General features: G+C 63.0%; 10 protein-coding genes and 1 tRNA gene. 10 read left to right on the plus strand and 1 reads right to left on the minus strand.

The features are described from left to right. Positions 1-28: 28 nt before the first annotated feature. The 3 genes from ACZ1II_RS12920 (at position 29) to mltG (ending at position 2,705) form a co-directional block, all read left to right on the plus strand. The gene (locus ACZ1II_RS12920; protein ID WP_007013838.1) at positions 29-265 is read left to right on the plus strand and encodes an acyl carrier protein; all 237 of its coding nucleotides are present in this window, start codon (positions 29-31) and stop codon (positions 263-265) included. Between the two features lie 186 nt (positions 266-451). Next, positions 452-1,711 (plus strand): beta-ketoacyl-ACP synthase II, encoded by a 1,260-nt coding sequence (gene fabF, locus ACZ1II_RS12925; RefSeq protein WP_147219376.1) that lies wholly within the window; start codon positions 452-454, stop codon positions 1,709-1,711. Positions 1,712-1,730: 19 nt separating this feature from the next. Beyond that, positions 1,731-2,705, plus strand: a complete 975-nt coding sequence (gene mltG / locus ACZ1II_RS12930; RefSeq protein WP_465146797.1) for an endolytic transglycosylase MltG — start codon at positions 1,731-1,733, stop codon at positions 2,703-2,705. Positions 2,706-2,724: 19 nt separating this feature from the next. Here mltG and ACZ1II_RS12935 read toward each other — a convergent pair whose 3' ends face one another. Continuing rightward, positions 2,725-3,135, minus strand: coding sequence for a sugar transporter (locus ACZ1II_RS12935; RefSeq protein WP_465146798.1), 411 nt, complete (start codon positions 3,133-3,135; stop codon positions 2,725-2,727). Positions 3,136-3,255: 120 nt separating this feature from the next. Here ACZ1II_RS12935 and ACZ1II_RS12940 point away from each other — a divergent pair, with 120 nt between their 5' ends. The 7 genes from ACZ1II_RS12940 (at position 3,256) to ACZ1II_RS12970 (ending at position 13,159) form a co-directional block, all read left to right on the plus strand. Next, entirely contained in the window at positions 3,256-3,798 is a 543-nt protein-coding gene (locus ACZ1II_RS12940) for a 2'-5' RNA ligase family protein (protein ID WP_465146799.1), read from the plus strand. Positions 3,799-3,907: 109 nt separating this feature from the next. Continuing rightward, a tRNA-Met gene (locus tag ACZ1II_RS12945) sits at positions 3,908-3,984 on the plus strand. Positions 3,985-4,185: 201 nt separating this feature from the next. Further along, positions 4,186-5,559, plus strand: coding sequence for a tyrosine-type recombinase/integrase (locus tag ACZ1II_RS12950; protein WP_465146800.1), 1,374 nt, complete (start codon positions 4,186-4,188; stop codon positions 5,557-5,559). Positions 5,560-5,751: 192 nt separating this feature from the next. Beyond that, positions 5,752-6,474 (plus strand): FadR/GntR family transcriptional regulator, encoded by a 723-nt coding sequence (locus tag ACZ1II_RS12955; protein ID WP_465147295.1) that lies wholly within the window; start codon positions 5,752-5,754, stop codon positions 6,472-6,474. A gap of 163 nt (positions 6,475-6,637) precedes the next feature. After that, the gene (galA, locus tag ACZ1II_RS12960) at positions 6,638-9,163 is read left to right on the plus strand and encodes a beta-galactosidase GalA (protein ID WP_465146801.1); all 2,526 of its coding nucleotides are present in this window, start codon (positions 6,638-6,640) and stop codon (positions 9,161-9,163) included. A 14-nt stretch (positions 9,164-9,177) separates the two neighbouring features. Beyond that, positions 9,178-10,281: a glycoside hydrolase family 53 protein gene (locus ACZ1II_RS12965; RefSeq protein ID WP_465146802.1), complete on the plus strand. Its 1,104-nt coding sequence runs from the start codon at positions 9,178-9,180 to the stop codon at positions 10,279-10,281. A 232-nt stretch (positions 10,282-10,513) separates the two neighbouring features. Beyond that, on the plus strand, positions 10,514-13,159 hold the full coding sequence (locus ACZ1II_RS12970; protein WP_465146803.1) for a TonB-dependent receptor: 2,646 nt from the start codon (positions 10,514-10,516) through the stop codon (positions 13,157-13,159). The last annotated feature ends 266 nt before the right edge of the window (positions 13,160-13,425 follow it).

A 13,425-nucleotide genomic window follows, 5' to 3' on the forward strand; every position in this document is an offset into this window, starting at 1 on the left:
ACCTCGCGAATTTTTGAAGGGGTTTACAATGAGCGATACCGCCGATCGGGTTAAGAAGATCGTCGTCGAACACCTGGGCGTCGAAGCCGACAAGGTGACGGAAGAAGCAAGCTTCATCGACGATCTGGGCGCTGACTCGCTCGACATCGTCGAGCTGGTCATGGCGTTCGAAGAAGAATTCGGCGTCGAAATCCCTGACGACGCTGCCGAAAAGATCAGCACCGTCTCGGATGCGATCAAGTACATCGAAGAGAACAAGGGCTGAGCCCGGCTTTTCGGCCTTTCTCGCGACTTCCGGCCCCGTGCCGGATCGCGGGCGGCTGTGATCCCGGTTCATAACCGGATTGAACTCGACAGGCTCGACCTCTAAGGGGGCGGGCCTGTTGCCGTTTCTGCGTCTCGGTTCGTGCCGTTCGCATTTTCGGCCAAATTGCTTTTTCGGAGAGCATGAATGCGTCGTGTTGTCGTCACCGGACTTGGTCTTGTCACCCCCCTGGGTGCTGACGTCGAGACCACCTGGGCCAACATCCTTGCCAGCAAGAGCGGGGCAGGCCCGATCACCAAGTTCGACGTCTCGGACCAGAAGTGCACGATCGCCTGCGAAGTGAAGCCGGCCGACCACGAATATGGCTTCGATGCCGGCAAGCGTGTCGATCACAAGATCCAGCGCCAGGTCGATCCCTTCATCGTCTTCGGCATTGATGCCGCGGGCCAGGCCCTCGAAGATGCGGGCCTCACCGACATGAGCGAGGAAGACAAGCTCATGGCCGGTTGCTCGATCGGTTCGGGCATCGGCGGTCTGCCGGGCATCGAGAGCGAATCGCTGGTGCTGGACCAGAAGGGGCCGGGCCGCGTCTCGCCGCACTTCGTCCATGGCCGCCTCATCAACCTGATCTCGGGCCAGGTCTCGATCAAGTACGGCCTCAAGGGTCCGAACCACGCGGTCGTCACCGCCTGCTCGACCGGCGCCCACTCGATCGGCGACGCCGCGCGCATGATCAAGGACGGCGATGCCGACATCATGCTGGCGGGCGGCGCCGAATCGACCATCTGCCCGATCGGTATTGCCGGTTTCGCGCAGGCCCGCGCGCTCAACACCAGCTTCAACGATCGCCCCGAACAGGCCAGTCGTCCCTATGACAAGGACCGCGACGGCTTCGTCATGGGCGAGGGCGCGGGCGTCCTCGTGCTCGAAGAGTACGAACACGCCAAGGCGCGCGGCGCGAAGATCTACTGCGAAGTGATCGGCTACGGCCTCTCGGGCGATGCCTACCACGTCACCGCCCCGCATCCGGACGGCGACGGCGCCTATCGCTCGATGGCGATGGCGCTGAAGAAGGCCGGGATGACCCCTGCCGACATCGACTACATCAACGCCCACGGCACCTCGACAATGGCCGACACCATCGAACTCGGCGCCGTGCGCCGCCTGTTCGGCGATGCCCTCGGCACGGTTTCGATGAGCTCGACCAAGTCGGCCATCGGCCACCTGCTCGGCGGCGCCGGTGCGGTCGAATCGATCTTCTGCATCCTGGCGATGCGCGACCAGATCGTTCCGCCGACCCTTAACCTCGACAACCCGGACGAGGGCTGCGAGGGCGTCGACCTCGTGCCGCACGTCGCCAAGAAGCGTGAAGTGCGCGCGGTGCTGAACAACTCGTTCGGCTTCGGCGGCACCAATGCCAGCCTGGTGATGCGCAAGATCGACTGACCTGAGAGGATATCGGGCGATGATGTCGCGGCGCAAATGGATACTCGTCGCGGCCATCGGCCTGGCGGCGGTGATCGCCTTGTGGTCCTTCGTGGGCGGTTGGTACGGTTCCGGCCCGCTGACGAAGGACCAGCACTTCATCGTTCCCAACGGTGCGAGTCTCGCCACCGTTGCGGAGCGGCTGGAGGAGAAGGGCGTGATCCGCTCGGCCAGCGGCTTCGCCCTGCGCGCCCGCGTCTTCGGCGGCGGCAGTGCGATCAAGGCGGGCGAATTTGCCATCCCCGCCCATGCCAGCCCCTCGCGCGTGCTGGCGATCCTTTCCAGCGACGAGGTAATCCGCCGCTTCGTCACCGTGCCGGAAGGCATGCCCTCGATCATGGTCTACGAGCGCCTCAAGGCGCAGGACCAGCTCAGCGGCGATGTCGCGATGCCGGGAGAGGGCAGTGTCATGCCAGACAGCTACGCCTTCGAGAACGGCGAACCGCGCGCGGCGGTGCTGCGCCGGATGCAGGCAGCGATGACCGCGACGCTCAAGGACTTGTGGGAGAAGCGCGCGCCGAACCTCGTCGTCAAGACGCCGGAACAGGCGCTGATCCTCGCCTCGATCGTCGAGAAGGAAACCGGCAAGCCCTCCGAACGGCGCATGGTGGCCGGGCTTTACTCGAACCGCCTCAAGCAGGGCATGCTGCTCCAGGCCGACCCGACGATCATCTATCCGATCACCAAGGGCAAGCCGCTGGGCCGCCGCATTCTCCAGTCGGAAATCCGGGCGGTCAACGATTACAACACTTACACGATGGTCGGCCTGCCCAAGCATCCGATCACCAATCCGGGGCGCGAATCGATCGCTGCCGTGCTCAACCCGGCCAAGACCGACGCGCTCTACATGGTCGCGGACGGCACCGGCGGCCACGCTTTCGCGGACACGCTGGCGCAGCACAACGCCAATGTGAAGAAGTGGTTCGCGATCCGCCGCGCGCGCGGCGAAATCTGAAGAGAGACGGGGCGCTCGCTTACCTGAGCGTCCCGTCCGCCCGCTTGCGCCGCGCATAGACCGTCGAGGCAAGCGCGATCCCCGCGATCACGAGCGGGAACAGCGCCGAAGAAGGTCCTTTCGTGCCGAGCATGTCGAAGCCGAGGAAGCTCCAGCCGAACTGGATTACCACGGCCACGAAAGACAGCGCGAACAGCGCCCAAGCCCAGCCGCGCCTCAGCAGCAAAAGGATCGCGCCGAGTGTGCCGCTGGTCACTGCCACGGCATAGGCGCCCCAGGCCCATCCCGGCATCTCCCGAAAGGCTTGCGCCTGCACCGGGTCGCGCGCGGCGATCTCGTCGATATCGGCGCTGGCCTGCATCAGGTAAGCCGCGTCGCCGAGTAGGTTCCACAGCAGGATGAGAACGGCGATGATCCAGAACTTACGCATGCCCGCTCCTTTCGCACAGGACGGTTTTTCAAGCACTTTGCCGGAGCGGCGCAGTTCTGGCAATTGACCGCTCGGGCGAGGGCAGTGGTCTAAAGGAGCAGGGGCCAAAGGAGCAGGCACATGAACCGTGAAGGCGAAATTCTCGCACCCGAGCGCAAGCCCGGCGCGCCGCTTCTTGTCACCGCCGAACTGCCGCCCGACGTACTTGGCTGGGCGGATGGCCTGCGCCGGGCGCATTACCCGCCGGAGCGCAATCGCCTGCGCGCCCATGTCACCCTGTTCCACGCGCTGCCGCCTGCGGTGGAAGGCGAGCTCGTGGACGTCCTGGCCGATCTCGCCCGTGCCGCCCCGCCGCGGGCGCGAATCGACGGACTGATGAAACTGGGCAACGGTACGGCGCTTTCGGTCGAATCGCCGGAGATGGTGGACCTCCACGCCGTGATCGCCGAGCGCATGCACGGATTGTTGACAGATCAGGATAGTCGACCGCTGCGGCTTCACATCACCGTTCAGAACAAGGTGCCACCTGCCGCCGCCCGCGCGCTCCAGGCTGAACTCGGCCCGGCCCTGACCCCGCGTGGCTTCCGTTTCCGGGGCTTCGGTCTCTACGCCTGGGAGGCGGGAATATGGCGCCCGCTCCGCCTTTTGTCTTTTCGCGGCTGAAATGCATTTTTGGGTGTTGACCGATCCCGACCTTGCCCCTAGAGGACGCCACCTGCCCGGCAGCGATGCCCGGCACCGGATCGAGCCACCCACGCGGCGGCCTTGGTTTGGCGGAGTAGCTCAGCTGGTTAGAGCAGCGGAATCATAATCCGCGTGTCGGGGGTTCGAGTCCCTCCTCCGCTACCATTTCCCATTTTCCGAGACAGTCCAGCTTTGTCCGTAGACGTCTTTGGTTATCTTTTTTCAAAATAAAATCAAACATTTATGGCGTTCGCGGCGCTCCGCTGGCGTCCACTCTCGTCCATGCAAGACCGCCCACGTCGATTTGAATTGGGGGTGGAATTGGGGGTATTTTTTGCCTGCACCCCAAACAGGCGATACCCCCAGATGGCTCTCAAGGAACTTGAAGTTAAATACGCGGCGATCCGGAGCCGCGCATACAAGCTGACGGACGGCGGTGGATTGCACCTATTCGTCCAGCCGAACGGCTCGAAGCTGTGGCGGATGAAGTACCGATTCGGCGGCAAGGAAAAGCTGCTGAGCTTCGGGAAATATCCCGACGTTCCGCTCGCGGCTGCGCGGACCAAGCGCGACGAGGCCAGAGCCTGCCTTGCCGAGGGGCGAGACCCGGGTGTGGTGCAGGCGGAAGAACAGCAGGCAGCAGAGCGTACGTTCGAAAAGGTAGCACGCGATTGGCACGCCAATCGCGCTGGCGGATTGAATGCCGCCCACGCCCAGCGGGTAATCAGCCGGATGGAAAGGGATGTCTTTCCTGCGATCGGTCACCGTCCTCTCACTGAGATAACCGTTCCCGAGATTCTGGACATGATCAGAAAGATCGAGGCGAGGGGGGCTCTCGATATCAGCCGGCGCGCCAACCAATGCGTAAGCCAAGTATATAGGTTTGCGATCGTGAAAGGGTGGGCGCGGGAGAATCCAACTGTACACCTACTTGGCGCCCTGAAGCCCCGTCCGCGCGTGAAGCACATGGCGCGCGTGCCGCTACAGGAAGTTCCGGATCTGGTTCGCGCCATCGCTGGGTACGACGGTGAAGATGGAAGCCGGCGGCGTGATCGAACCAGGGACGCCATGATGTTCACGTTGCTCACTTGGGCTCGCACTGGTGAAGTGCGCGGTGCGGTCTGGCGCGAGATCGAGGATCTGGATGGCCGGCAGCCCGTATGGAGAGTGCCGGCGGAGCGCATGAAGAAGAAGCGCGAGCACCTCGTCCCGTTATCGGCCCAGGCTGTTGTGATTCTGAAGCGGCGAAGGGGCACTACGAAGGCGACGCCCGGAGGGTTCATTTTTCCAGGAGATCGACAGGGAGCAGAGATGTCGGAGAACACCATGCTCTACGGCTGCTATCGAATGGGCTATCGGAGCCGACAGACCATCCACGGCTTTCGGGCGTTGGCATCGACGTGGGCAAACGAATCCCAGAACTATCGATCGGATTGGATCGAGTTGGCTCTGGCTCACGCAGAGGATGATACCGTTCGGGCTGCTTACAACAGCGCACAGCATCTCGCTCAGAGAGCACGGATGCTTCAGGATTGGGGCGATTATGTCGAGGGTTGCGAGCGGCCGCAAAACGATGATGCGAACGCTTCCGGTGCTGAACGAAATCGCACTTCTAAAGTTCAGGCCACTTGTTCGCGTGGTGGAGCACGTCCGGTGAATTTGCGAGTTGCCGGGAAGAAAGTGGAAACTCGCGATAACATCATCAATTTTCCAGTCGTTCCGCGGTTACGCGAGAATTGAGCCGTCGGCAGGGAGGTGCTGATTACAGCGATGCCTTTTAGGGGGCTGCCTTCGATGTCTGCGGCCCATTAACCGGAACTCGGCCATCCCTGGGTATGAGGAACACAGTTTTCGAGTTTATACTTGCCAAACTCGAGGCGGCTGACTTTTATATGATTAAAGAGATATTTTTATGAGGATGCCCGGACCGTGATGTCGATAGACCCGCAGGAAAACCGCGACACCCTGGGGCGAAATCTTACTTATGGGCTACTGGATCGCCTGGGTTCTCAGATTGTCGGAGGTACGTGGACGGGGCGCTCCTTTCCTACCGAACTCGAGCTTTCGCAGCAAAATGGGGTAAGCCGTTCGGTCACGCGCGAGGCAGTGAAGATGTTGAGCGCGAAGGGCCTCGTCACCGCGCGGCCTCGGCAGGGTACCTCGATTCTGCCGGTTAGCCAGTGGAACCTGTTCGATACCGATGTGCTGCGCTGGATGCTGGAGCGGCGCTTTTCAATCGACCTCCTCAAGCAGTTCAGCCAATTGCGTGTCGCCATCGAACCCGCCGCTGCAGCGCTTGCCGCGCAAGAGGCGGGGGACGAGGGGTGCGAACTGATCGAGGCGGGCTTCGCGCGCATGCAGGCGGCCGAGGCCGGGGAGGACGATGAGTTGGAGGCGGACGTGGCTTTCCACGTCGCCATTCTCAAGGCTTCGGGCAATCCTTTCTTCGGGCAGTTCCGCGATGTCGTGTCCACTGCGCTCAAAACCTCGATCCGTTACACCAACGGGATCGTCGGGCGGAGCGCCGATCTCGGTGCACACGAGGGGGTGATGCGGGCCATTCTGGCGCGTGACCCGCAGGCGGCGCGGGCGCGGATGGAGCGGATCATTGTCGATGCCCTGAACGCCATCGAACATAACGCAAGGGCGGGATGACAGTCAGGCAGGGTGGTTGACCCTTCTGAACATATATATCATACAAATACAACAAGAGTTGGGAGCCTGAACTGCAGGGTCCGGTCGCGCGGCGATCGGACAGGCTCCCCACTGTGCCGAGAACAAGCTGCCACAGCGACACGCAAGAGAGCCCCTGAAAGACATGACCGACACCCCCCAAATTGTTCGGCTCCAGATACTGACCACCGACCGGCGCAAGGCAATCGCGCTTGGCGCAGCCGGTCTGGCCGCGACAACGCTGCCGCAAGTGGCTCTGGCGCGCACGGAAGCGGCTGCCGCTGTCTCTGCCTCTGCGGTCAACCCTCGCCGTTCGGTGCTGCTCGACCGGGGCTGGCGTTTCCACATGGGTCATGCGGCGGACATGGCGAAGGATTTCGACTGGGGTATCAACCAGCGCACTTATGCCAAGCCCGGCCTTGTCACCTCGCCGGCGGCCGTGGCCGATTTCGACGAAAGCGCCTGGTCGGAAGTTTCGGTGCCGCACGACTGGGCAGTGGACCTGCCTTACGCGCCGCCCGCAACGCCCGCGCCTGAGGACAAGGCCGATGCCGTTGCCGCGCATGGTTTCAAGGCCATCGGCCGCGCTTTCCCGGAAAACAGCGTGGGCTGGTATCGCCTGCGCCTGCCGGTGAGTGCCGCCGATAAGGGCCGCGCGGTCTGGCTTGAATTCGACGGCGTGTTCCGCGCCTGCAAGGTCTTCGTCAACGGCTTCGAGGCGGGCGGCAGCGAGAGCGGCTATGCGCCGTTCAAGGTCGATATCGCCGATTTCCTCGACTACGAGGGCGGGGCGAACCAGCTCGCCCTGCGCGTCGATGCCTCGCTGGGCGAGGGGTGGTTCTACGAAGGCGCGGGCATCTACCGCAATGTCCACCTCGTCAGCGCCGATGCCGCCCACGTGCCGCAGTGGGGCACCTGCGTGCGCAGCGAGATCGACGCGGAAGGCGCCAAGGTTTCTCTGGCGACGACGCTGGCCAACCGGTCCGAAGGCAAGCTGTCGGTTACGCTGCGCCAGTCGATCCACGACACCGAGGGCCGTCAGGCCGCGCGTTCGGCGGATCAGCAGGTGGACCTTGAACCGCTCGGCAAGACCGAGATCGAGCAGGGCGTGCATATCCGTACCCCGCAGCTGTGGTCGCCCGCGAGCCCGGTGCTTTACACGCTGGTCACCGAAGTGCTGCGCGGCGATACGCTGGTGGACCGTTACGAGACGCCGTTCGGCATTCGCACCGTAACGTTCGATGCGGTGAAGGGCTTCACCATCAACGGCCAGAACGTGAAGCTGATGGGTGTGTGCAACCATCAGGACCACGCCGGTGTCGGCTCCGCGATCCCCGATGCGCTGCACGAATGGCGCGTCGATCGCTCGATCGAGATGGGCGTCAATTCCTGGCGCAGCGCGCACAATCCGGCCGCGCAGGCACTGCTCGATATCTGCGACCGCAAGGGCATGATGATGATCGCGGAAACGCGGCTCAACACCACCAATCCGGAAGCGATGGACGAGCTGGAGCGGATGATCCTCTCCTCGCGCAACCACCCTTCGGTGATCCTGTGGTCGGTGGGTAACGAGGAAGGCCATCAGGGCAGCGAGCGCGGCCGCCGGATTTCTGCCGAACTGGTGGCGCGCTGCAAGGCGCTCGATCCCACGCGCCTCACCACGCAGGCGATGGATCAGGGCTGGGACGGCGGTGCTGCCGAAGCGGTGGATGTCGTCGGCTTCAACTACCGCACCGACAAGATCCCGGCCTGGCACGAACGCCACCCGAACAAGCCGGTGATCGGCACCGAAACGGGCAGCACCGTCTCCACCCGCGGCGCTTATGAGAACGATGCCGCGCGCCATATCGTGAAAGCTTACGACACCGAACACCCCTGGTGGGCTTCGACCGCCGAGGAGTGGTGGACCATCGTCGCCAATGCGCCCTACATCGCGGGTGGCTTCATCTGGACCGGCTTCGACTATCGCGGCGAGCCCACGCCCTATCCGGCGTTTCCCAGCGTTTCCAGCTACTTCGGTGCCATGGACATCTGCGGCTTTGCCAAGGATAACTACTACTATTACCGCGCATGGTGGCGTCCCGATCAGCCGCTGGTCCACCTGCTGCCGCACTGGAACTGGGCGGGCCGGGAAGGCCAGCCGATCCCGGTCTGGGCGCATGGCAATTGCGAGGAGATCGAGCTGTTCCTCAACGGCAAGAGCCTTGACCGCAAGCCCATGCCGCGTAACGGCCACCTCGAATGGCAGGTGCGTTACGCCCCCGGCAAGTTGGAGGCGCGCGGCTACAACGGCGGCAAGCTCGCCGCGCAGGACACGCGGGTGACAGCAGGCGCTCCGGCCAAGCTGCGCGTCACGGCCGACCGCAAGCGCTACACCGCCGCGATTGCCGATGCGGCGATGCTGCGCGTGGAAGTGCTCGACAAGGCAGGCAACGTGGTGCCCACCGCCGAAAATGCGCTGACATTCGCAGTCTCCGGACCGGGCAAGATCATCGGCCTCGGCAACGGCAATCCCACTTCGACCGAGCCGGACAAGGGCTCGTCGCGCAAGGCGTTTAACGGGTTGGCGCAGGCGATCGTGCAGGGCACCGGCCAGAGCGGCTCGGTGCGCGTCACCGTCTCGGGCGCGGGGCTTGCCAGCGCTGCCCTCGACCTCAGCTTCCATTCCTGAAAGATCCGCATTCCATGAAAGTGTTTCGCGCGTTTCTCGCCGCCGCCACCCTGCTGTCCGCCGCGCAGGCTCATGCCGCCGACAAGCTCTACCTCGGTGCCGACTTGTCGTTCGCCAATGAGATGGAGGACTGTGGCGCGGTCTTCCGCCAGAAGGGCAAGCCGGTCGATCCCTTCGTGCTGATGAAGCAGAAGGGCGGCAACATCATGCGCGTGCGCATCTGGAACAACCCGGACTGGACGCACTATTCGAATTACGACGATGTGCTGAAGACCATTCGCCGCGCCCATGCGGCGGGCCTCGAAGTGCTGCTGGACTTTCACTATTCGGACGACTGGGCCGATGGCGACAAGCAGATCGTCCCCAAGGCCTGGGCGGGCATGACCACCGAGCAGCAAGTCGCCGCCGTGCATGACTATACGCGCGATGTGCTGGCCAGGCTCAACGCGGCGGGTGAACTGCCTGAACTGGTGCAGGTCGGCAACGAGACCAACCCCGAAGTCATGGGCGGCGTCAAAGGCAAGGCGATCGACTGGAAGCGCAATGCCAGCCTGCTGAACGCGGGCGTCGCTGCCGTGCGCGAGGCATCGAAGGCCACCGGCAAGCCGATCAAGGTCATGCTCCACATCGCCCAGCCCGAAAACGTGCTGCCCTGGTTCGACGAGGCGACGGCGGCGGGCGTGCTCGATTACGACATCATCGGCATCAGCTATTATTCGAAGTGGTCGACCTACAACCTGTCGGGCCTCGCCAAGGTGATCTCGGCCGCGCACCAGCGCTACGGAGCCGATGTCATGGTGGTGGAGACGGCCTATCCCTTCACCGAGGAAAGCGCCGATGCCTCCACCAACCTGCTGGGCACGGATTCGCTGATCCCCGGCTATCCGGGGAGGCCGCAGGGCCAGCTCAAGTACCTTGAGGACCTGACCCAGACGGTGGTGAATGCGGGCGGCAACGGTGTCGTCTATTGGGCGCCGGACTGGGTCTCCACCCAGTGCAAGACGCGCTGGGGCACCGGATCGAACTGGGAAAACGCCGCCTGGTTCGACCTCAAGCGCCACGAAGTGCTGCCGGCGATGGACTTCCTGTCGAAGACCTACACCAAGGTCACGCAGTAATCTGAATGCGAAACGGTCGGAGTGCGCGTTTAGCCAGCTCCGACCGTTTCGCATGAAATCATCGCGGGCCCTCTACGTTTTCGATCCGCCCGCTCGCCATGAAAAGAAAGCATCTGCTGCCTGCCGATTCCCGGGCGAGGGCGGCCCTATCCGCATCCGCTTCGCATTGACTCTTATGTCCGACAAATATATTTATCGGATAAATAAGACATCTGCTTGTTGGGAGGGATACGTGGACCTGAAACTTCGCACCGCATTCCGTGCGTCGAGCGCGCTCGCCATCGCACTTGGCGTGCAGGCGCCTTCGCAGCCGGCATTGGCACAAACTACCGGCGCACAATCAACCGACACCGCCGCAGCCAATCAGAGCGCGACCGAAAACGACGCCATCGTCGTCACCGGCCTGCGTGCCTCGCTGCGCGACGCGCTCAACGCCAAGCGCGCACAGACCGTCGTCACCGAGCAGATCAGCGCGAAGGACATCGGCGCGCTGCCCGACGTCACCATCGCGGATTCGCTTGCCCGTCTGCCGGGCGTCACCGCCACGCGCGACCGCGGCAACGCCAGCCAGGCGGCCGTTCGCGGCCTCGGCCCGCGGCTCGTGCTCGGCCTCATCAACGGCCGCGAAGTCGCCTCGTCAGAGCCCGACCGCAACGTCCGCTGGGAAATCTACCCGTCCGAAATCGTCTCGGGCGTGACCGTCTACAAGTCGCAGGCTGCCGATATCATCTCGGGCGGCGTCGCGGCCACCATCGACATCCGCACCGTGCGCCCGCTCGACTATCAGGGGCCAGCCCTGACCGTGCGCGCCGGCGCGCTCTACAACGACGGCGGCAAGGACATTCCTGGCTATTCGGGCTGGGGTTCGCGCGGCAGCGCCCAGTACGTCGGCCACCTGACCGACAACCTCGCGGTCGTCGTCGGCGGCACCTTCCAGCGCCAGAAGAACGGCTACAACTCGTTCCAGGGCTGGGGCTACAACACCTACGACGTCAACGGCGCCTCTGCGCCCACGCTGAACGGCGATCCGGTCAACGCCCCCTGGGGGGCGCAGGCCGAGATCAAGGCACTCAAGGAAACCCGCTGGTCTACCAGCGGCGCCATCCAGTGGAAGCCCACCACCGATTGGGACATCAACCTCGATCTCCTTTACTCGAAGGTGAAGATCGACGAGCGGCAGGCGCAGCAGTGGTACGGCCGCTCGAACGGCTGGGGCGACTGGGGCGGCACCATCGGTGCCCCCGGCGATATCTATCAGGACGGCAACTACACCCTCTCGGGCAACACGATCACCGGTGCCACGCTGAACAACTACTCGTCGGTCACCAATGCGATCGCCAAGTACACCGAGGACAAGAACCTTTTCGTCACCGGCCTCAACGCCAAGTACGACGATGGCGACTGGACCGTGAAGTTCGACGCCTCGTACTCGCGTGCGCGCCGCGACAACTCATGGGGCGCGCTCTACGTCGATATGTGGCCCGAAAGCACGACTTTCGCCACTGGCCGCAATCAGGTGCCCAGCGTCTCGGTCAGCTCGGACACCGCCGACCTTTCGAACCAGGTCGTCTCGGGCGGTCAGTATGACGGCCCGCAGCGCCTCAAGGACGACCTTGGCGCCGGCCAGGTCGATTTCTACCGCCATCTCGACAGCGGCTTCTTCACCGGCTTCGGCGCGGGCCTGCGCTATTCGAACCGCGTGAAGAGCTACGATGCCTACAGCGCGTCGGTCTCGGGTAGCGGCACGATCGATTCCTCTTACCTCACCGCCTTCGACGTCCACGGCTTCGACGTACCCACGCTCGTCTGGGGCAACTACAAGACGCTGGCCGCCGAATACCTCACCATCGGCACGCCGGTGCAGGACAAGTCTAAGTACTGGCGCGTCAAGGAAGACAACTTCGAAGGCTACCTGATGTCGGACTTCGCGAGGTCCTTCTTCACCGGTAACCTCGGCGTGCGCTTCGTCAGCGTCACGACCCATTCGAATGCCTTCTCGGGCCGCACCTACTGGGATGGCACGCAGAACGTGACCGAATATTCGCCGGTCAATGACAACAGCAGGTACTTCCGTGCGCTGCCGAGCCTCAACCTCAACTTCGAACTGACCGACACGCTCAAGCTGCGCGCCGGCGCTGCCCGCGTCATCTCGCGTCCGCCGCTGGACGAACTGCGCGCCAGCCTCGCGCTCAGCAACTATCCGCCGACAAACACCGCGTCGGGCGGGAATCCTTACCTGAAGCCGCTGATGGCGACACAGGGCGACCTCAGCCTTGAGTGGTACTTCCATAAGGATGCGATGATCGCCGTCGCCGCCTACTACAAGGATGTGTCGAGCAACGTCGGCTACACCCAGACGCAGCAGGTAATCGGCGGCGAAACCTACACCGTTACCTCACCGGGCAACGGCAAGGGTGGCCATGTCGCCGGTGTCGAAGGCACGATCCAGATGCCCTTCTACTTCCTGGGCACCGAAAACTTCGGCCTTTACGCCAACGCCAGCTACGTGGATTCGAACATGAAGGAGCTGGCGCCCGCCAGTAATCCGTTCCCGGCGGTGGGGCTCACCAAGTTCACCGGCGAGTTCGACCTCTGGTACTCGGGCCACGGCATCGACGCCCGCGTTGCGCTCAAGCACCACAGTCCGTTTACCGTGATCTACGGTTGGGATGCCTCACAGCTGACCCGTCTCGAATCCGAGACGACGCTGGGTGCGAGCGTGTCCTACGCGATCAACAAGAGCATTTCTGTGCGCCTCCAGGCGAACAATCTGACCAACCAGGTGGCCCGCTTTTACTGGAACAATGATCCCGACCAGATCGCGCGCTATGAGAAGTATGGCCGGAGCTATCTTGCAGACGTTACTTTCAAGTATTGATGGTAATCGATGCTTGCATAAGAAATTCTGCAATATTATTATATAATGAAATTAAAAACCTTTGTTTTCTCAATTTACGCCATTTTTGATTATGGTGTACTGGTGAGTGGTTCCAGTTACACTTCCTTGCTACACTGAAGTTGCGTCCTTTCGTGGTTGAATCCTTGGAAGGACGCCAACAGTGTATGGATGGCCCAGGTTCGCGTGGGTATTTTCTGACACTCTTGGCGCGGCGCTCGACCGATCGCTGCTCTACCCTCTTGAAC

This window comes from Novosphingobium sp. BL-S-20, assembly GCF_055521635.1.